Consider the following 18809-nt stretch of genomic DNA (forward strand, 5'->3'; position numbering starts at 1 on the left):
CGCATGAAACTGTACAACCTTAAGGATCATAACGAGCAGGTCAGCTTCACACAGGCGATCAAACAGGGCCTGGGCAAACAGCAAGGGCTGTTTTTCCCGCTGGATCTGCCAGAGTTTGAATTGACCGAAATCGACCATCTGCTGGAACAGGATTTTGTCACGCGCAGCAGCCGTATCCTGTCGGCATTTATTGGCGATGAAGTTTCTGAAGAAGCATTGCATAAGCGCGTGGCGGCGGCCTTTGAGTTTCCGGCCCCGGTAGCGCAAGTGGAAGATGACATCGCCTGCCTGGAGCTGTTCCACGGCCCAACGCTGGCGTTTAAAGACTTTGGCGGCCGCTTTATGGCGCAGATGCTGGCGGAAGTGGCGGGCGATCAGCCGGTCACTATCCTGACCGCGACCTCCGGTGATACCGGTGCGGCGGTGGCCCATGCATTCTACGGTCTGAAGAATGTGCGCGTAGTGATCCTGTATCCACAGGGCAAAATCAGTCCGCTGCAGGAAAAACTGTTCTGCACCCTGGGTGGCAACATCCATACCGTGGCGATTGACGGCGATTTTGACGCCTGCCAGGCGTTGGTGAAGCAGGCATTTGACGATCAGGAATTGAAAGAAGCTCTGCACCTGAACTCAGCCAACTCGATTAACATCAGCCGCCTGCTGGCGCAGATTTGTTATTACTTCGAAGCGGTAGCGCAGTTGCCACAGGAAGCACGCAACCAGTTGGTGATTTCAGTGCCCAGCGGCAACTTCGGCGATCTGACCGCCGGGCTGCTGGCCAAGTCACTGGGCCTGCCGGTGAAGCGTTTTATCGCCGCGACCAATGCCAACGACACCGTGCCGCGCTTCCTGACTAACGGTCAGTGGCAGCCTCATGCCACGGTGGCTACGCTGTCCAATGCGATGGACGTCAGCCAGCCGAACAACTGGCCACGGGTCGAAGAGCTGTTCCGTCGTAAGATCTGGCAGTTGAAAGAGTTGGGCCATGCCACTGTCAGTGACGAAACCACCAAAGACACTATGCGTGAGCTGGCGAAGCTGGGTTATCTCTCCGAGCCGCACGCGGCGATTGCTTACCGCGCGTTGCGTGACCAGTTGCAGGAAGGGGAGTTTGGTCTGTTCCTCGGCACTGCACATCCGGCCAAGTTCAAAGAGAGCGTCGAGGAAATTCTCGGCCAGGAATTGCCACTGCCGAAGGCGCTGGCACTGCGTGCTGATTTGCCGCTGTTGTCGCACAATCTGCCCGCCGGCTTTGGCGAACTGCGTAAGTTCCTGATGGCGTTGCCAGCCTGATCCTCATGGCCACATAAAGCAAAAAGCCGTCATTGCGACGGCTTTTTTTATGGGCGGGCGATTACTGCTCGGGGCGTTTGAACACCAGTTCGTTGCCTTGGGAGTTGGCTTCGTCAAATGCGTAGCCTTCCAGATTGAAATCAAGCAGTTGTTCGCGCTGCGTCAGGCGATTTTTGATGATAAAGCGGCTCATCAGTCCACGCGCTTTCTTGGCGTAGAAGCTGATCACTTTGTATTTACCGTTTTTCTCGTCGAGGAACACCGGTTTAATCAGCTCGCCGTGCAGTTTGGCCGGTTTCACCGATTTGAAGTATTCGTCGGAAGCCAGGTTGACCACCACATCGTCACCCTGTTGCTCCAGCGCTTCATTGAGTTTTTTGGTGATTTGCTCACCCCAGAAACTGTACAAATCCTTGCCCTTGGCATTGTCCAGCTTGATGCCCATCTCCAGACGGTAAGGCATCATCAGATCAAGCGGGCGCAGCACGCCGTACAGCCCGGACAGCATACGCAGATGCTGTTGGGCGAAATCAAAGTCATCTTCGCTGAAATCCTGCGCGTGCAGGCCGGTATAAACGTCGCCTTTAAACGCCAGCAGGGCCTGGCGGGCATTGTCCGGGGTGAATTTCGGTTGCCAGTCGCCAAAGCGAGCGGCGTTCAGGCCGGCCAGTTTATCGCTGATGCCCATCAGCTTGGAGATTTGTACCGGCGTCAGATCGCGGCAGATTTTGATCAGCTGCTTCGATTTATCCAGCAGTTCCGGCTGGGTGAAGCGTTCGGTTGCCAGTGGGCTTTCGTAATCAAGAGTTTTTGCAGGTGAAATAATAACGAGCATGGCCAGATCCTGTTTTTCCAAGAACCGCTACTGTAGCAAAAAGCGCGGGAAAAAGGGTCAATGGGTCTGATAGGCAGGGCGCGTGTCTGACGCGCCCGCAAAAATTAATTTTTGTCCCACACGCCTGGTTCAAGCTGGGATTTCAGCTCGGGGAAGCGGTTGGCGTCAAAAGTGGGCAATCTTCCCAGCGTTCGCTGACGGTGGTAATCGTTAGCCAATTTCAGTGCCACGCGTGACAGCAGCAGGATCGCCGTCAGGTTGGTGATGGCCATCAAAGCCATAGAGGTATCGGCCATTTTCCATACCACCGGCAGTTCGGCCAGCGCACCAAACATCACCATACCCAGTGCGGCGCAACGGAAAATCAGCAGGCCGGCCGGGTGGTTGCGCTCCAGGAACACCAGATTGCTTTCGGCATAGGCGTAGTTGGCGATAATCGAGGTAAAGGCGAAGAAGAAAATGGCGATGGCGACAAAGGGCGAGCCCCAGCTGCCGACGGCTGCGGACAGCGCACGCTGGGTCATGTCGATACCGCTGATGTTGTCTACCGGCTGATCCAATACGCCCGAAGACAGAATAATGGCGGCGGTTGCGCTGCAAATCACGATAGTGTCGACAAACACACCGAGCATCTGTACGTAGCCCTGCGAGGCCGGATGCGGTGGGTAAGGTGAGGCGGAGGCCGCGGCATTGGGCGCAGAGCCCATACCGGCTTCGTTGGAGAACAGGCCGCGCTGCACGCCCTGAGTCATCGCCTGTGAAATGCCGTAGCCGACGGCACCGGCCGCCGCTTCCTGCAACCCGAAGGCGCTTTTAACCACTAGCGAGAGGATCGCCGGCATATGCTCAATGTTATGGCCAATCACCCACAGGGCCAGCAGTAAATAAGCTGCAGCCATCACTGGCACCACCAGCTCGGCAACGCGAGCCACGGAACGAATACCGCCAAAGATCACGATACCGCTCAGGACCACCAGGCCGAGACCGACATACAGCGGTTTCGCGTGGAAGGCGACGGCGGAAGCCTGGGCGATAGAGTTGGCCTGTACGGCGTTGAACACCAGGCCGAAGGCGATGATCAGGAAGATAGAGAACAGCACGCCCATCCAGCGCATGCCCAGCCCTTTCTCCATATAATAGGCCGGGCCGCCGCGGTAGTTACCCCGGTCATCTTTGGTTTTGTAGAGCTGTGCCAGGCTGCTTTCGACAAAGGAGGTGGCCATGCCGATAAAGGCCACTACCCACATCCAGAAGATGGCACCGGGGCCACCGGCGGTGAGGGCAATGGCCACGCCGGTCAGGTTACCGGTACCGACGCGAGCGGCGAGGGTGGTGCACAAGGCTTGAAAGGAGGAGATGCCAGCGCTGTCGCTCTTGTTGCTGTTTTTCAGCAGCGAGAACATGTGGCCGAAATGGCGAACCTGGATAAAACGCGTGCGCAGGGTGAAATAAATGCCGGTACCGAGCAGCAAATAAATCAGTACCGAACCCCACAGAATATTATTTATAAAGTTTATCAGGTCCGTCACGGATCCCTCCTTGTTGAAATTTGTTGCGCACCGCGCCATATCCACCGCGGGTGAAAATATATTGACTGAGTTTTTACAAGAGCTTAGCTGAAATCAGCCCGGTTCCGAGCAATTGAGACTTTTCTCAGATTTCGAAACCTATTGCATTAATTTTCGCGAATTTAACATAATTTATTCAAGCGATAGCACGTTATTGCCTTTTCATCAGCTCGGGAATGACGAAAGATAGCAGCGTAAACGGTTGCTCGCTCAAGGATAAAACCAGCACCGCCGGGGCGTGATTTTCCAGCCTTGCACCGGGCCTTGCGCATGTTATTATCAGGGCAGGGCATGGTTGAACGATGCCAAAAGTTCATGCACACACGATGAGATAATGCCAACATGACCGATAAATTAACTTCCCTGCGCCAACTGACTACCGTGGTTGCAGATACGGGCGATATCGCGGCTATGAAGCTGTATCAACCGCAAGATGCTACGACCAACCCTTCGCTGATCCTCAATGCAGCCCAAATTCCTGAATACCGCAAACTGATTGACGAAGCCATTGCCTGGGCACGCGAGCAGAGCAGCGATCGCGAACAGCAGATCGCCGATGCCGCCGACAAGCTGGCCGTTAATATTGGTCTGGAAATCCTGAAGCTGGTTCCAGGCCGCATTTCCACCGAAGTGGACGCGCGTCTGTCCTACGACACCGTCGCCAGCGTTGCCAAGGCCAAGCGCCTGATCAAACTGTACAACGATGCCGGCATCAGCAACGATCGCATCCTGATCAAACTGGCCTCTACCTGGCAGGGTATCCGCGCGGCGGAACAGCTGGAAAAAGAAGGCATCAACTGTAACCTGACGCTGCTGTTCTCCTTTGCCCAGGCTCGCGCCTGTGCCGAAGCCGGCGTTTACCTGATTTCTCCGTTTGTTGGCCGTATCCTCGACTGGTACAAAGCCAATGGCGACAAGAAAGAGTTCGCGCCAAACGAAGATCCAGGTGTGGTTTCCGTTACCGAGATCTACCAGTATTACAAACAACACGGTTTCAAAACCGTGGTGATGGGCGCCAGCTTCCGTAACGTCGGCGAAATCATCGAACTGGCCGGTTGTGACCGCCTGACCATCGCGCCTGCACTGCTGAAAGAGCTGGCAGAGAGCGAAGGCACGCTGGAGCGTAAACTGGCCTACACCGGCGAAGTGCAAGTGCGTCCTGCCGCTTTGACCGAGCCTGAGTTCTACTGGCAGCACAACCAGGATCCAATGGCCGTTGAGAAACTGACCGACGGTATCCGCAAGTTTGCCGTAGACCAGGGCAAGCTGGAAAAAATGATCGCCGACCTGCTGTAATTCCGGCAATCAGCGCAGAAAAAGGTGGCTTAGGCCGCCTTTTTTTATGCTTGCAGATCCCGCAGGCAGGCAGACACTTTATACTCTCAAGATTGAAAATAGGGCGGGAAGCGAACCCGTCCGAACCCCATCAGGCTGTAGAGGTTACGCATGGACATATTACGTATTGGTTTGGTTTCTGTTTCTGACCGCGCTTCCGGCGGCGTTTACCAGGACAAGGGCATCCCGGCGCTGGAGGAATGGCTGACTGGCGCGCTGACCACTCCGTTTAAGCTGGAAACCCGCCTGATCCCCGATGAGCAGACGTTGATCGAACAAACCCTGTGTGAGCTGGTGGATGAAATGGGCTGCCATCTGGTGCTGACCACCGGAGGTACCGGCCCCGCGCGCCGCGACGTGACACCTGACGCCACGCTGGCGATTGCCGATCGCGTGATGCCCGGCTTCGGCGAGCAAATGCGTCAAATCAGCCTACACTATGTGCCAACGGCCATTCTTTCACGTCAGGTGGGGGCAATCCGCAAGCAGGCATTGATCATCAACCTGCCGGGGCAGCCCAAGTCGATCAAGGAAACGCTGGAAGGGGTTAAGGACGAGCAGGGCAAGGTGGTGGTGCATGGCATCTTCGCCAGCGTGCCGTACTGCATACAGTTGCTTGAGGGGCCCTATGTGGAAACCGAGGCGGCAGTGGTAGCAGCATTTCGCCCGAAGAATGCGCGTCGCGAGATAAACCTCTAAATTTCAGCCTTTTGTGAGATAAGCGCTAGCCGATCTGGTGTGAAAATAATTTGCCGTTATAGTAAGGATTCGTTTACAGAAAGCCGATGGCTTTTATTTTCACAGTTTCCTCCGACGGTACCCTATGCCTCACGATAATAATCGCCGGTTAAACCGGCAAGACTACAAAACTCTGACGTTAGCTGCCCTTGGCGGTGCGCTGGAGTTCTATGATTTCATCATTTTTGTCTTCTTTGCGGCGGTGATGGGCGAGCTGTTTTTCCCGGCGGATATGCCGGAATGGCTACGTCAGGTGCAAACCTTCGGCATTTTTGCCGCCGGTTATCTGGCCCGCCCGCTGGGCGGCATCGTGATGGCGCACTTCGGCGATCTGGTCGGCCGCAAAAAAATGTTCAGCCTGAGTATTTTGCTGATGGCGTTGCCGACGCTGGCGATGGGCCTGTTACCGACCTATGCCAGCATCGGTATTGCCGCACCGCTGTTGCTGCTGCTGATGCGTGTGCTGCAAGGGGCGGCGATCGGCGGCGAGGTGCCGGGGGCCTGGGTGTTTGTTGCTGAACACGTGCCGCGTCGGCGCATCGGTTTTGCCTGCGGCACGCTGACTGCCGGCCTGACCGTCGGCATCCTGCTGGGCTCGCTGGTGGCGACGGTTGTCAACACTACGCTCAGTCAACAGACCATCATTGACGGTGGCTGGCGTATCCCGTTCCTGCTTGGCGGCATTTTCGGCCTGGTGGCGATGTACCTGCGCCGCTGGCTGCAGGAAACACCCATCTTCCTCGAAATGCAGGCGCGTAAAGCCCTGGCGGAGGAGCTGCCGCTGAAAGCGGTGGTGCTCAATCATCGTAAGGAAGTGGTGGTGTCGATGCTGCTGACCTGGCTGCTGTCCGCCGGTATTGTGGTGGTGATCCTGATGACTCCGACCTATCTGCAAAAACAGTTTGGCATCGCTCCGGCGTTATCGTTGCAGGCCAATAGCATCGCCACCATCATGCTGATTGCCGGTTGCATCATCGCCGGGTTGTCGGCGGATCGCTTTGGCGCCAGTAAAACCTTTATCGTCGGCAGCCTGCTGCTGGCCGGTTGCAGTTGGTTATTTTATCGGACGGTGGGTGAACACCCGGAAATGTTGTTCGCCTGCTATGCGCTGGTGGGCTTCAGCGTGGGAATTGTGGGGGCGGTGCCGTACGTGATGGTACGGGCTTTCCCGGCGGAAGTACGATTTACCGGTATTTCGTTCTCATACAATGTCGCATACGCCATTTTTGGCGGTTTAACCCCAATATTTGTGACATTGATCATGAAGTTAACCCCGTTAGCACCCGCTTACTATGTATTGGCGTTATCGGGCATAGGACTGCTGCTGGGGATTTACCTGCATCGCGATCTAAACAGCGAAACCAGGGCACAGCGCGCCGGTTCCTACAGCTAAAAAAAAGCCCTGCAATCAACCGCAGGGCTTCTTGTTTCAGGCCAATGACGTTTATGCCACTGCCCGAATAGGTTCCACATTGTCGACTTTTGGCTCGCCAATCGGCAGCACTGTGCGGCCGTACTGCTCGTTGAGCACTTCTGCCATGGCCAGATAGATGGCGCTGGCACCGCAGATAATGCCTTCGTAGCCGGCAAAGTTCAGCAGCGCATGGTTGCCGGTGATGTTACCGATGGCCAGCAGGGCGAACAGCAGCGTCAGGCTGCCGAATACGAACTGCAGCACGCGGTTGGCGCGCAGAGTGCCGAAGAACATGAACAGCGTGAAGACGCCCCACAGTGCCAGGTAGATACCCAGTACGCCGGCGTCGGTCGGTTCAGCCAGACCCAGACGCGGCAGCAACAGCAACCCGACCAGGCTCAGCCAGAAGCTGCCGTAAGAGATAAAGGCCGTCATGCCGAAGGTGTTGCCTTTCTTGTATTCCAGCAGGCCGGCCATAATCTGGGCCAGTCCACCGAAGAAAATCCCCATGCTGATAATGGCGGAGTTCAATGGGAAAAAGCCCGCGTTGTGCAGGTTCAGCAAGACGGTGGTCATCCCGAAGCCCATCAGGCCGAGAGGGCCGGGATTCGCCAACTTGTTGGTGTGCATAAGTCCTCTGCAATAACAGAAAATTAACGAAAATAGTGAAGTAAATTCATATATGGTCTGAATGGCCGAAAAGTTGATAACTTCCATCAGAGCGCGCGGCATCATAATGATCCCCAGAACAGGAAACAATGATCTGAGTGACGATAAAAAAGAAATTTTTTTTGTCCTGCCCCTTGATGCTCGCTTGTATGACCCCATCTTATTTGCAACCGCAGTTGCTGACCGCGGCTAAGACTGAAATGTTGGGCAGTTGAAAAACAAAAAATTGCCCACATATAGGTTAGCAACCTGACCGAATATGAATTTATTAGTGGAGACGTTTAGATGGGCAAAATTATTGGTATCGACCTGGGTACTACCAACTCTTGTGTAGCAATTATGGATGGTGGTAAAGCGCGCGTGCTGGAGAACAGCGAAGGCGACCGTACAACACCTTCGATCATCGCATATACCCAGGATGGTGAAATTCTGGTTGGCCAACCTGCTAAGCGTCAGGCTGTTACCAACCCACAAAACACCCTGTTTGCGATTAAGCGCCTGATTGGCCGTCGCTTCCAGGATGAAGAAGCGCAGCGTGATAAAGACATCATGCCGTACAAAATTGTGGCTGCTGATAACGGCGACGCATGGGTTGAAGTGAAAGGCCAGCGTGTAGCACCTCCGCAGATCTCTGCTGAAGTGTTGAAGAAAATGAAGAAAACGGCGGAAGATTACCTGGGTGAACCAGTAACTGAAGCGGTTATCACCGTACCTGCCTACTTCAACGATGCACAGCGTCAGGCGACCAAAGACGCCGGCCGTATCGCAGGTCTGGAAGTAAAACGTATCATCAACGAACCGACCGCTGCGGCCCTGGCTTACGGCCTGGACAAAGAAGTCGGCAACCGTACCATCGCGGTTTATGACCTGGGTGGCGGTACTTTCGATATCTCTATCATCGAAATCGACGAAGTTGACGGCGAAAAAACCTTCGAAGTTCTGGCAACCAACGGTGATACCCACCTGGGTGGTGAAGACTTCGACAGCCGCCTGATCAACTACCTGGTGGAAGAGTTCAAGAAAGAACAAGGTTTCGATCTGCGCAACGATCCGTTGGCGATGCAGCGTCTGAAAGAAGCCGCTGAGAAGGCGAAGATTGAACTGTCTTCCGCTCAGCAGACCGACGTTAACCTGCCGTACATCACTGCAGATGCGAGCGGTCCAAAACACATGAACATCAAAGTGACCCGTGCAAAACTCGAGTCGCTGGTTGAAGATCTGGTTGCGCGTTCTATCGAGCCGCTGAAAGTCGCTCTGAAAGACGCAGGCCTGTCGGTTTCCGACATTCAGGACGTGATCCTGGTGGGTGGCCAGACCCGTATGCCAATGGTTCAGAAGAAAGTTGCTGACTTCTTCGGTAAAGAACCGCGTAAAGACGTTAACCCGGACGAAGCCGTTGCGGTGGGTGCTGCGGTACAGGGCGGCGTGTTGGCCGGTGATGTGAAGGACGTTCTGCTGCTGGACGTTACCCCGCTGTCGCTGGGTATCGAAACCATGGGCAGCGTGATGACTCCGCTGATCACCAAAAACACCACTATCCCGACCAAGCACAGCCAGGTGTTCTCTACCGCTGAAGACAACCAGTCTGCGGTAACCATCCATGTGCTGCAGGGTGAGCGTAAACGCGCTAACGATAACAAGTCACTGGGCCAGTTCAACCTGGACGGCATCCAGGCTGCTGCACGCGGTATGGCGCAGATCGAAGTAACCTTCGACATCGACGCCGACGGTATTCTGCACGTGTCTGCCAAAGACAAGAATACTGGCCGTGAGCAGAAAATCACCATCAAGGCTTCTTCTGGTCTGAACGAAGAAGAAATCCAGAAAATGGTGCGTGATGCCGAAGTGAACGCCGAAGCGGACCGTAAGTTCGAAGAGCTGGTGCAGACCCGTAACCAGGCCGACCACCTGATCCACGGCACCCGTAAGCAGCTGGAAGAAGCGGGCGATAAACTGCCGGCGGAAGACAAAACGGCTATCGAAGCGGCGCTGAAAGATCTGGAAGTGGCGGTTAAAGGCGAAGATAAAGCCGAGATCGAAGCGAAGACCCAGGCTCTGGTGCAGGTTTCCGGCAAGCTGCTGGAAATGGCTCAGGCGCAGCAGGCTCAGCAAGGTGCTGATGCCGGTGCTGACAACGCGGCGCAGAAAGACGACGACGTGGTTGACGCTGAGTTCGAAGAAGTTAAAGACAAAAAATAATCGCCCTTAAGCGGGCACGGAACGGTCGAGAGGCCGTTACCGCAAACCAGCACGGGCGTCGAGGCAACTCTACGCCCGTGCACGCATGTTAAGGGTTACAGAAATAATGGCGAAGAAAGACTATTACGAGATTCTCGGCGTCTCCAAGACGGCGGAAGAACGTGAGATCAAAAAGGCGTATAAACGTCTGGCGATGAAATTCCACCCTGACCGCAACCAGGAACAAGACGCCGAAGCCAGGTTTAAAGAGATCAAGGAAGCCTACGAAATCCTGACCGACGATCAAAAACGTGCGGCCTACGATCAATACGGCCATGCGGCCTTTGAACAGGGCGGTATGGGCGGCGGCGGCGGGTTTGGTGGCGGCGGTGCCGAGTTCAGCGATATCTTTGGCGACGTCTTTGGCGACATCTTCGGTGGTGGCCGCCGTCAGCGCGCCAGCCGCGGTTCCGATCTGCGCTACAACATGGAGCTGTCCCTCGAGGAAGCGGTTCGTGGCGTGACCAAAGAGATCCGCATCCCGACGCTGGAAGAGTGTGGCGTTTGCCACGGCAGCGGCGCGAAGCCGGGCAGCTCGCCGGTGACCTGTCCAACCTGTCACGGGCAGGGCCAGGTGCAGATGCGCCAGGGCTTCTTTACCGTGCAGCAGGCCTGTCCGCACTGTCATGGTCGTGGTCAGATCATCAAAGACCCATGCAATAGCTGCCACGGCCACGGCCGGGTAGAGAAAGCCAAAACGCTGTCGGTGAAAATCCCGGCCGGCGTTGATACCGGTGACCGCATCCGCCTGGCGGGTGAGGGTGAAGCGGGTGAGCACGGCGCGCCGGCAGGCGATCTGTACGTTCAGGTTCAGGTGAAAGCGCACCCTATCTTCGAGCGCGAAGGTAATAACCTGTACTGTGAAGTGCCGATTAACTTCGCGATGGCGGCATTGGGCGGCGAGATTGAAGTCCCGACGCTGGATGGCCGTGTGAAGCTGAAAGTGCCGGCAGAGACTCAGACCGGAAAACTGTTCCGCATGCGCGGCAAGGGTGTTAAATCGGTTCGTGGTGGCAGCCAGGGCGACCTGCTGTGCCGTGTGGTAGTAGAAACCCCGGTTAACCTGAACGACAAACAGAAGCAATTGCTGAAGGAACTGGAGGAGAGCCTGGGTGGCCCTTCCGGTGACAAAAACAGCCCGCGTTCGAAGAGCTTCTTCGACGGGGTGAAAAAGTTTTTTGACGACCTGACGCGCTAAACTCCTGTTTCTGTTAGCGTACTGCATAACCCCGGCGTCAAAACCGGGGTTTTTTTATTGCTGAACGTCCGCTAATACCCCTGGTTAAAGTGTGATATATATCGCTTATAGATCGGTTTTATCGATGCTTTAAGCATTTATAAACGTATTTTATCGAAGTGATTCGCCGTCTATACTCATTCCATTACTTTGTCTGCAGGGCCGTCTGTGCCTTGCGCTGCTCTGGAGAGATGTATTGTGACCAACATCATTCGTCAATTTTTACGTCAGGAAGCCGCGGGCGGCATCATCCTGATCGTAGCCGCGATTATCGCGTTGATCATGGCCAATACCCCAGCCCAGGGGATTTATCACGCCTTCCTCAATTTACCGGTGATGGTGAAAGTGTCCTCACTGGAGATTGCCAAGCCGTTGCTGCTGTGGATTAACGACGGCCTGATGGCGATCTTTTTCCTGGTGGTCGGCCTGGAGGTCAAGCGTGAGCTGATGCAAGGGTCATTGGCCGGGCGCGACAAGGCGGTGTTCCCGGCGATTGCCGCACTGGGCGGCATGCTGGCACCGGCATTGATTTACCTGATGTTCAACGGTGCGGACGAGGTTGCTCGTCAGGGATGGGCAATCCCGGCAGCGACCGATATTGCCTTTGCCCTCGGGGTGATGGCGCTGTTGGGTAACCGCGTGCCGACCAGCCTGAAGGTGTTCCTGTTGGCGCTGGCGATTATCGATGACCTGGGCGTCATCGTGATTATCGCGCTGTTCTATACCCATGAAGTCTCGATGGTGGCATTGGGCGTGGCGGCAGCCTCCATCGCCGTGCTGGCGTTTATGAACTGGCGCGGCGTGGGCAAAACCTCGCTGTATATGATTGTCGGCCTGGTATTGTGGGTGGCTATCCTCAAGTCCGGGGTCCATGCGACGCTGGCTGGGGTCATTATCGGTTTTATGATCCCGCTGAACGTGAAGAAAGGGCCGTCGCCGTCAGAGACGCTGGAGCATGAACTGCATCCGTGGGTGGCGTTCCTGATACTGCCGCTGTTTGCCTTTGCCAATGCCGGGGTTTCATTACAAGGCGTGTCACTGAGCGGGCTGACCTCTCTGTTGCCAGTGGGCATTGCAGCCGGTCTGTTTATCGGTAAGCCGTTGGGCATCTTCACCTTTAGCCTGCTGGCAGTGAAACTGGGCATTGCCAAGCTGCCTGAAGGAATTGGTTTCAAACAGGTGTTTGCCGTTTCCGTGCTCTGTGGTATTGGTTTTACCATGTCGATATTTATCGCTTCGCTGGCCTTTGGCGATGCGGATGTTGTTCTGAGCACCTATTCGCGGCTGGGGATCCTGATTGGCTCTACCACGGCGGCGGTAGTCGGGTACGGTCTGTTACGCATGTCGTTACCGCGAGTCAGATAACCCTTTTAGGGGATCCCCTGTTCGTGGGGACTCACTACAATACAATAGCTGGTCGGAGCTGCGCAGGATAAAATATGCGCAGCTCCGGCCGTTCTGTTTGGGACGAATGCAGCAACAGGTTGTCTGAAACAGGGAAAGGACATTAGTCGCTCGTTACGGCCGCAGTTTTGCCATAACGAAATGTTAAGGAGAGCACCTCGTGAGGATGTCGCATATCAACTTTAATCACCTTTACTACTTCTGGCAGGTCTGCAAGGAAGGTTCGGTGGTCGGCGCTGCCGAAGCCTTGTTTCTGACACCGCAGACCATCACCGGCCAGATCAAAGCGCTGGAGGAGCGTTTGGACGGCAAGCTGTTCAAACGTCAGGGGCGTGGGCTGGTGCCATCCGAATTGGGGCAACTGGTTTTTCGCTATGCCGACAAGATGTTTATGCTCAGCCAGGAAATGCTGGATATCGTTAATTACCGCAAGGAATCCAATCTGCTGTTTGACGTCGGAGTAGCGGATGCGCTGTCCAAACGTTTGGTGAGCCAGGTGCTGGAGACAGCGGTAGTGGTGGATAATGAGCAAATTCACCTGCGGTGCTTTGAGTCGACGCACGAGATGTTGCTGGAGCAGCTCAGCCAGCATAAGCTCGATATGATCCTGTCAGACTGCCCGGTGGACTCCAGCCAGCAGGAAGGGCTGTTTTCGCTCAAGCTGGGTGAATGCGGCATCAGCTTCTTCTGCCGCCAACCGGCACCGGATCTGCCATTCCCCGCCTGCCTGGAACAGCGAAAACTGCTGATCCCGGGTCGACGTTCGATGTTGGGCCGTAAACTGTTGAACTGGTTTAACACCCAGGGCATTCAGGTGGAGATCCTGGGCGAGTTTGATGATGCGGCCCTGATGAAAACTTTTGGCATGTACCACAACGCGATCTTCGTTGCGCCGACGCTGTATGCGCAGGATACCTATAACGATGATGACGTGGTGGAGATTGGGCGTATTGATAGCGTGCAGGAAGAGTACTACATCATCTTTGCCGAGCGCATGATCCAGCATCCGGCGGTACAGCGGGTGTGCAACAAGGACTTCTCTGCATTGTTTGCTTACTAGACCGGGTATTGCAGACGTAAAAAAACCGGCCTGAGCCGGTTTTTTTATCAAGCTGACAACGTAATGCTTATTGCATTGCGTTGATACGCGCAGTCAGGTTTGACTTATGGCGTGCAGCTTTGTTTTTGTGGATCAGGCCTTTAGCTGCCTTGCGGTCCACGATTGGTTGCATTACGAGGAATGCATTTTTTGCAGCTTCTTTGTCGCCAGTTGCGATAGCAACTTCTACTTTCTTGATGTAGGTACGCATCATTGAGCGGCCGCTAGCGTTATGCTTACGACGCTTCTCAGACTGTACGGCGCGCTTCTTAGCTGATTTGATATTAGCCAAGGTCCAACTCCCAAATATATTCTATTGAGGACAATTCGAAGGCCGAGGAATATCCCCTTTTAGACTTCGTTTGTCAACGGATTTGTGCAAATAAGCGCCGTTTGTACTGGCGGCACTTGCTACGTTGTGATGGGGCAGGATTTTACCAGCTTCGGCCATGGGAATACAGTGTTTCGCGAGAAAATTCAGCAATGAGTTGGTGCATTGGTCGCAAGCTATTGGTCGTGGTCGATAATCAGCTTTGAGTCACCGGATAAACTGCGGCGAGAGCGTTTCACCTGCAGATTATCTCCGGTATGGTATGTCTATTACATAAAGGCACCAATCGCGGGTTAACCTTAACCGCTGTACAAGGTATAATCCGGCGATTTCCACTGTTTTGAGCCAGCTATGGAGCTAATTCGCGGCATTCACAATATCCGGGCACGCCACCATGGTTGCGTGCTCACCATCGGCAACTTTGACGGCGTACACCGCGGTCACCAGGCGTTGCTGGAGCAGCTGAAACAAGAGGGGCGACGCCTCGGGCTGCCAGTGATGGTCATGATTTTTGAGCCGCAGCCGCTGGAAATGTTTGCAGCGGACAAGGCACCGGCCCGTCTCACGCGTTTGCGTGACAAGGCCAAATACCTGGCGCAGGCGGGCGTTGACTACCTGTTGTGCGTCAAGTTCGACCCGCGTTTCGCTGCCAATACGGCACAGGCATTTGTTGCCGAACTGCTGGTGGAGAAACTGGGGGTGAAATTCCTGATGGTCGGGGATGATTTTCGCTTTGGCGCGACCCGCCAGGGCGATTTTCCGCTATTGCAAAAAGCCGGGAAAGAATACGGTTTTGAAGTGATCAGCACGCCGACCTTCCGCGAGGGCGATCAACGTATCAGCAGCACGGCAATCCGCAATGCGCTGCGCGATGACGACCTGGCATCGGCCGAAACGCTGCTTGGCCATCCGTACAGTATTTCTGGTCGGGTGGTACACGGCGATGAACTGGGCCGTACCATTGGCTTCCCTACCGCCAACCTGCCGCTGAAACGCCTGGTTGCCCCGGTGAAGGGAGTCTATGCGGTAGAAGTTTATGGCCTGGGGCCCCAGCCGCTCCCCGGCGTGGCCAATATTGGTACACGCCCAACCGTTGCCGGCGTGCGACAGCAGCTGGAAGTCCACCTGCTGGATGTCACAATGGATCTTTACGGGCGCCATATAGACGTGGTGCTCCGCGCGAAATTGCGCAATGAACAGCGTTTTGCTTCGCTCGATGCGCTGAAGCAGCAAATCGCCAATGATGTGGTGACGGCCCGGAAGTTCTTCGGGCTACAGACACCGGTTTAATCTCTATAGCCGAAAACGGAACCGAGAATCTAATGAGTGACTACAAGAATACCCTGAACTTGCCGGAAACAGGGTTCCCGATGCGCGGCGATCTGGCCAAGCGTGAACCTGGCATGCTGCAACGTTGGTATGAACAGGATCTGTACGGGATGATTCGTACTGCCAAAAAGGGCAAGAAATCCTTCATTCTGCATGACGGCCCTCCGTATGCGAACGGCAGCATTCACATTGGTCACTCGGTAAACAAGATTCTCAAAGACATTATTATCAAGTCGAAAGGGATGTCCGGTTTCGACTCGCCTTACATTCCGGGTTGGGACTGCCACGGCCTGCCGATCGAACTGAAGGTCGAGCAACTGTACGGCAAGCCGGGTGAAAAACTCACCGCGGCAGAATTCCGTATCAAGTGTCGTGAGTACGCCGCCGAGCAGGTTGAAGGCCAGAAGAAAGACTTCATCCGCCTGGGTGTGCTGGGTGACTGGGATCGCCCGTACCTGACCATGGACTTCAAAACCGAAGCCAACATCATCCGTGCGCTGGGTAAAATCATCAGCAATGGCCACCTGCTGAAAGGCGCCAAGCCGGTGCACTGGTGTACCGATTGCCGTTCTTCCCTGGCGGAAGCGGAAGTGGAGTATTACGACAAAACTTCACCGTCTATCGATGTGGCTTTCCACGCGGTAGATGCGGCTGCCGTGGCGGCCAAGTTTGATGTCGCCAGCTTCAACGGCCCGGTTTCTCTGGTTATCTGGACCACCACCCCGTGGACCTTGCCGGCGAACCGCGCCATTTCACTGCACCCGGAATTTGCTTATCAGCTGGTACAGGTAGAAGGCCAATGCCTGATCCTGGCGGCCGAACTGGTGGAAAGCGTGATGAAACGCGCCGGCATTACCCATTGGGAAGTGCTGGGCAGCTGCAAAGGCGCCGATCTGGAACTGATGCGTTTCGAACACCCGTTCATGGGCTTCGACGTGCCGGCAATCCTCGGCGAACACGTCACGCTGGATGCCGGTACCGGTGCGGTACATACCGCGCCAGGCCATGGCCCGGATGACTTTGTCATCGGCCAGAAGTACGGCCTGGAAGTGGCCAATCCGGTAGGGCCGAACGGCTGCTACCTGACCGGCACATACCCGCTGCTGGATGGCAAGTTTGTGTTCAAGGCCAACGATCTGATCGTTGAGCTGCTGCGTGAGAAAGGCGCATTGCTGCACGTGGAAAAACTGGTTCACAGCTACCCATGCTGCTGGCGCCACAAAACGCCGATCATTTTCCGCGCGACCCCTCAATGGTTCATCAGCATGGATCAGAAAGGCTTGCGTAAGCAGTCGCTGGAAGAGATCAAAGACGTGCAGTGGATCCCTGAATGGGGCCAGGCACGCATCGAAACCATGGTTGCCAACCGTCCGGACTGGTGTATTTCGCGTCAGCGTACCTGGGGCGTGCCGATGTCACTGTTTGTGCACAAAGACACTGAGCAACTGCACCCACGCAGCGTTGAGCTGATGGAAGAAGTGGCCAAGCGCGTTGAGCAGGACGGCATTCAGGCGTGGTGGGATCTGGACGCGGCCGATATTCTCGGCGCGGATGCTGCCGATTACGTGAAAGTGCCAGATACCCTGGACGTCTGGTTCGACTCCGGTTCGACCCACTCTTCCGTGGTCGACGTTCGCCCTGAGTTCAATGGCCACGGCGCCGACATGTATCTGGAAGGCTCCGACCAACACCGCGGCTGGTTTATGTCATCACTGATGATCTCCACTGCGATGAAGGGCAAGGCGCCGTATAAAGAAGTTCTGACCCACGGCTTCACCGTGGACGGTCAGGGCCGCAAGATGTCCAAGTCGATCGGCAATACCATCAGTCCACAAGACGTGATGAACAAGCTGGGTGGCGACATCCTGCGCCTGTGGGTCGCTTCTACCGACTACACCGGTGAAATTGCCGTGTCGGACGAGATCCTGAAACGCTCCGCCGATTCTTACCGCCGTATCCGTAACACCGCGCGCTTCCTGCTGGCCAACCTGAACGGGTTTGAGCCGAGCACCGACTGCGTGGCACCGGAAGAGATGGTAGTTCTGGATCGCTGGGCAGTGGGCCGTGCACTGGCGGCGCAGCAGGATATCGAAAAGGCTTACGCCAATTACGATTTCCATGAAGTGGTACAGCGTCTGATGCAGTTCTGTTCGGTTGAGATGGGCTCCTTCTATCTGGATATCATCAAGGACCGTCAGTACACCGCGAAGAGCGACAGCGTCGCCCGTCGTAGCTGCCAGACTGCCTTGTTCCATATCGCAGAAGCGCTGGTTCGCTGGATGGCGCCGATCATGTCGTTCACTGCCGATGAAATCTGGGCCTTCCTGCCGGGCAAACGCGCGCAGTACGTATTCACTGAAGAGTGGTACGACGGCCTGTTCGGTCTGGCCGAAGGCGAAGGCATGAACGATAGCTTCTGGGCCGAGTTGCTCAAAGTGCGTGGCGAAGTGAACAAGGTGCTGGAACAGGCCCGTGCTGACAAACGCCTCGGCGGTTCTCTGGAAGCCGCGGTGACGCTATATGCTGATAGCGAACTGGCTGAACGCCTCAACAGCCTGCAGGATGAACTGCGCTTTGTGCTGCTGACCTCCGGCGCACGCGTTGCACCTCTGGCCGATGCACCGGCGGAAGCACAAGCTGCAGAGCTGGTGAAAGGCCTGAAAATTGCCTTCAGCACCGCAGAAGGTGAGAAGTGCCCGCGTTGCTGGCATTACACCACCGATATCGGCCTGGTGGCGGAGCACGCAGATCTCTGCGGCCGCTGTGTTGTCAACGTAGCCGGCGACGGCGAAAAGCGTAAGTTTGCCTAATGAGTAAACCTATTTGTTCGACCGGCTTGCGCTGGCTGTGGCTGGTAGTGGTAGTGCTGGTGCTGGATTTTGCCAGCAAGCAGTGGATCCTCGGTAACTTCGCGCTGGGCCAGTCCCAGCCGCTGATCCCGTCGTTCAATCTGTTTTATGCGCGTAACTACGGTGCCGCGTTCAGCTTCCTCGCCGATCACGGCGGCTGGCAGCGCTGGTTCTTCGCCGGTATTGCCGTCGCTATCGTGGCGGTGCTGCTGGTGATGATGTACCGCAGTTCGGCGCAGCAAAAGCTGAACAACATTGCCTACGCATTTATCATCGGTGGAGCGCTCGGCAACCTGTTCGATCGCTTGTGGCACGGATTTGTGGTCGATTTTATCGACTTCTATGTCGGCAACTGGCACTACCCGACCTTCAACCTGGCAGATAGCTTTATCTGCGTAGGGGCGGCCATGATCGTGCTGGAAGGCTTCTTGTCGCCGGCGAAAAAAAGCGCAAAGAGCAAAGGTGAGTAA

At 55.5% G+C, this 18809-nt stretch carries 15 protein-coding genes; 11 read left to right on the plus strand and 4 right to left on the minus strand.

Going from position 1 to position 18809, the window contains the following annotated elements:
- Positions 1 to 3: 3 nt before the first annotated feature.
- Entirely contained in the window at positions 4 to 1293 is a 1290-nt protein-coding gene (gene thrC, locus FCL49_RS15190) for a threonine synthase (protein ID WP_135315051.1), read from the plus strand.
- A gap of 61 nt (positions 1294 to 1354) precedes the next feature.
- On the opposite strand, the gene yaaA is transcribed toward thrC, so the two are convergent.
- Together yaaA and FCL49_RS15200 are read right to left on the minus strand one after the other, a co-directional pair.
- Positions 1355 to 2128 (minus strand): peroxide stress protein YaaA, encoded by a 774-nt coding sequence (gene yaaA / locus FCL49_RS15195; RefSeq protein ID WP_017891555.1) that lies wholly within the window; start codon positions 2126 to 2128, stop codon positions 1355 to 1357.
- 104 nt (positions 2129 to 2232) lie between these two features.
- Positions 2233 to 3657 carry an alanine/glycine:cation symporter family protein gene (locus tag FCL49_RS15200; RefSeq protein ID WP_174354219.1) on the minus strand — a complete coding sequence of 475 codons (1425 nt, stop codon included), beginning with the start codon at positions 3655 to 3657 and terminating at the stop codon, positions 2233 to 2235.
- Positions 3658 to 4038: 381 nt separating this feature from the next.
- On the opposite strand from FCL49_RS15200, the gene tal reads away from it, so the two are divergent.
- From tal to FCL49_RS15215, 3 genes are all read left to right on the plus strand, one after another.
- Positions 4039 to 4992 (plus strand): transaldolase, encoded by a 954-nt coding sequence (gene tal / locus FCL49_RS15205; RefSeq protein ID WP_174354220.1) that lies wholly within the window; start codon positions 4039 to 4041, stop codon positions 4990 to 4992.
- 150 nt (positions 4993 to 5142) lie between these two features.
- Positions 5143 to 5730: a molybdopterin adenylyltransferase gene (gene mog, locus FCL49_RS15210; RefSeq protein WP_153858086.1), complete on the plus strand. Its 588-nt coding sequence runs from the start codon at positions 5143 to 5145 to the stop codon at positions 5728 to 5730.
- Between the two features lie 124 nt (positions 5731 to 5854).
- Positions 5855 to 7162 carry an MFS transporter gene (locus FCL49_RS15215; RefSeq protein WP_174354221.1) on the plus strand — a complete coding sequence of 436 codons (1308 nt, stop codon included), beginning with the start codon at positions 5855 to 5857 and terminating at the stop codon, positions 7160 to 7162.
- Positions 7163 to 7213: 51 nt separating this feature from the next.
- On the opposite strand, the gene satP is transcribed toward FCL49_RS15215, so the two are convergent.
- Entirely contained in the window at positions 7214 to 7813 is a 600-nt protein-coding gene (gene satP / locus FCL49_RS15220; protein ID WP_174354222.1) for an acetate uptake transporter, read from the minus strand.
- Between the two features lie 324 nt (positions 7814 to 8137).
- Between satP and dnaK the strand changes: the two genes are divergently transcribed.
- The 4 genes from dnaK to nhaR all read left to right on the plus strand — a co-directional run bounded on the left by dnaK (position 8138) and on the right by nhaR (position 13791).
- Positions 8138 to 10051: a molecular chaperone DnaK gene (gene dnaK, locus FCL49_RS15225; protein WP_012005144.1), complete on the plus strand. Its 1914-nt coding sequence runs from the start codon at positions 8138 to 8140 to the stop codon at positions 10049 to 10051.
- Positions 10052 to 10157: 106 nt separating this feature from the next.
- Entirely contained in the window at positions 10158 to 11288 is a 1131-nt protein-coding gene (gene dnaJ / locus FCL49_RS15230; RefSeq protein WP_174354223.1) for a molecular chaperone DnaJ, read from the plus strand.
- Positions 11289 to 11525: 237 nt separating this feature from the next.
- Positions 11526 to 12692: a Na+/H+ antiporter NhaA gene (nhaA, locus tag FCL49_RS15235; protein ID WP_174354224.1), complete on the plus strand. Its 1167-nt coding sequence runs from the start codon at positions 11526 to 11528 to the stop codon at positions 12690 to 12692.
- Positions 12693 to 12891: 199 nt separating this feature from the next.
- Positions 12892 to 13791 carry a transcriptional activator NhaR gene (nhaR, locus tag FCL49_RS15240; protein ID WP_004950031.1) on the plus strand — a complete coding sequence of 300 codons (900 nt, stop codon included), beginning with the start codon at positions 12892 to 12894 and terminating at the stop codon, positions 13789 to 13791.
- Positions 13792 to 13858: 67 nt separating this feature from the next.
- On the opposite strand, the gene rpsT is transcribed toward nhaR, so the two are convergent.
- On the minus strand, positions 13859 to 14122 hold the full coding sequence (rpsT, locus tag FCL49_RS15245; RefSeq protein WP_037420676.1) for a 30S ribosomal protein S20: 264 nt from the start codon (positions 14120 to 14122) through the stop codon (positions 13859 to 13861).
- Positions 14123 to 14512: 390 nt separating this feature from the next.
- On the opposite strand from rpsT, the gene ribF reads away from it, so the two are divergent.
- Genes ribF through lspA form a run of 3 tightly spaced genes read left to right on the plus strand, consistent with a single transcriptional unit; the run spans position 14513 to position 18809 of the window.
- Complete coding sequence (gene ribF / locus FCL49_RS15260) at positions 14513 to 15451, plus strand: bifunctional riboflavin kinase/FAD synthetase (protein WP_174354226.1); 939 nt, start codon at positions 14513 to 14515, stop codon at positions 15449 to 15451.
- A 32-nt stretch (positions 15452 to 15483) separates the two neighbouring features.
- Positions 15484 to 18300: an isoleucine--tRNA ligase gene (ileS, locus tag FCL49_RS15265; protein WP_174354227.1), complete on the plus strand. Its 2817-nt coding sequence runs from the start codon at positions 15484 to 15486 to the stop codon at positions 18298 to 18300.
- The gene (gene lspA / locus FCL49_RS15270) at positions 18300 to 18809 is read left to right on the plus strand and encodes a signal peptidase II (protein WP_174354228.1); all 510 of its coding nucleotides are present in this window, start codon (positions 18300 to 18302) and stop codon (positions 18807 to 18809) included. Before ileS ends, lspA begins: the two co-directional genes overlap by 1 nt.

The organism is Serratia proteamaculans (assembly GCF_013337185.1).
Lineage (GTDB): Bacteria > Pseudomonadota > Gammaproteobacteria > Enterobacterales > Enterobacteriaceae > Serratia > Serratia proteamaculans_D.